The organism is Bartonella queenslandensis (assembly GCF_018155095.1).
In the GTDB taxonomy this organism is placed as follows: Bacteria; Pseudomonadota; Alphaproteobacteria; order Rhizobiales; family Rhizobiaceae; genus Bartonella; species Bartonella queenslandensis_B.
The window spans coordinates 1-1,729 of sequence record NZ_NAAI01000024.1 but is presented as its reverse complement, the minus strand read 5'-3'; the positions used below and the strand labels follow the sequence as shown (position 1 = coordinate 1,729).

The 1,729-nt window shown below is 38.1% G+C and carries 1 pseudogene; it reads right to left on the bottom strand.

What is annotated here, in order from left to right:
* Window positions 1-1,729: pseudogene (locus B5V81_RS08535) on the bottom strand (hypothetical protein); the annotation flags it as partial.

Sequence of the window (1,729 nt, the reverse complement as noted above, 5' to 3'; positions counted from 1 at the left end):
ACATTATTCAGATGTTTGTTCACATTTGTGAAGTTCGTATCAATTCCTGCAAAGGCTAAACCAACATCAGTATAAGTTTTTTCTTCTACCTCACCTTCTGCATCAACACTGGATATTTTATAGCTTGGACCTGTGAAGGCTCCATTTTTAAAGCTTGTACCTCCACCTAAGAACTTAGCAACATCTTGAGAAATCTTGTCAATCTGACCACCATTGATTGCATCATGGGATTCTGAAGAAATTATACCATTGGCAACATTATGAAGACCTACAGGTGCAGAATCCTTACCTTTACCTAAAGTCACATTCTTATAATCAATCTCACCTTTTTCTGTTTTATCATAATGAACAACCGCTGAATCATCTGACTGAAGATCCTTAGAAAGATCCTTCAAACTTTGATCAAGTTGAGCTTTATTAACCGCTTCATTATCATTCTCAGCCTTTTTGATACCAGAAAGAGTCCGATCTAAACCATCACGATTTGCAAGATCAATTTTAAAACCGCCTTTTTCTTTACCAATCGTAATAAGACCGAGATTATCTTGCTTCACAAGACTATCGCCTTCTACTTTAGTAATTGCGTTATTAATCTCATTGGTAATTTTATTCTGAACATTTGTGATAGAAGCACCAACTCCAGTCAAAGCCTCCGCAACGGTATTATACTTCGTTTCTTCAGAGTTGCCATCATTCTTAACGGACTTAACAATGAATTTAGGAGCATTCCATTTACCATTCTCATAACCAGCTCCACCACCTAATGACTGCGCAACACCACTACCCAGAGCATGAAGCTGAGAACCATTAATAGCTTCTGTTGAAGTAGAAGAAATATCTCCGCCAGCAAGATACTTGATCTTGCTATTCGTCTTTTCATTGCCATGCTGCGCTACAAAGGCCTTTGCTTCTTCATTCCAATTTAAAGAATCCTGTGCAACACCTTCTGAAACTTCCTTAATTCGATCATTAACATTCTTAATATTGATATCAAGTCCTGCAAGTGCTGTTCCAACACCGTCAAGAGAACTTTCTGTTACAACACCATCTTTGGTAATATAAGATAATTTATAGATTGGACCTGTAAAGGTACCATCTTTAAAGGATGTATCACCACCGAGGAATTTTGCAACATCTTCACCTATTTTATTAATCTGCTTACCATTGATTGCATCACGAGATTCTGAAGAAATTACACCATCAGCAACATTGTGAAGAGAAACAGGGTCCCTCTCTTTGCCGCCGAAAGTCACACTCGTATAATCAATTTCACCCTGTGCTGTTTTATCATAATGAACAACTGCTGAATCATCAGATTGAAGATCCTTAGAAAGATCCTTCAAACTTTGATCAAGCTGGCCTTTATTAACCGCTTCATTATTCTTCGTTGCTTCTTTAACTCCAGAAAGGGTCCGATCAGATCCGCTGCTGTTGGCAATATTGATTTCACTGCCTTCTACTTTTGCACCAATCGTGATCCGATTTGTGTCTGCATCTTTCTGAACAAGGCTATCACCCTTCACATTGGCAATTTCATTGGTAATCTGTTTGGTGAACTCATTTTTAATATTCGTGAAAGAACTACCAACTCCTGTCAAAGCTTCTGCTACATTCTTATATTCTTTCTCTTCAGATTCACCATTATCCTTAACTGTCTTAAACTTGAAGCTTGGACCATTCCATACGCCATTCTCATAACTCGCATTGCCACCTAATGACTGCGCAACAT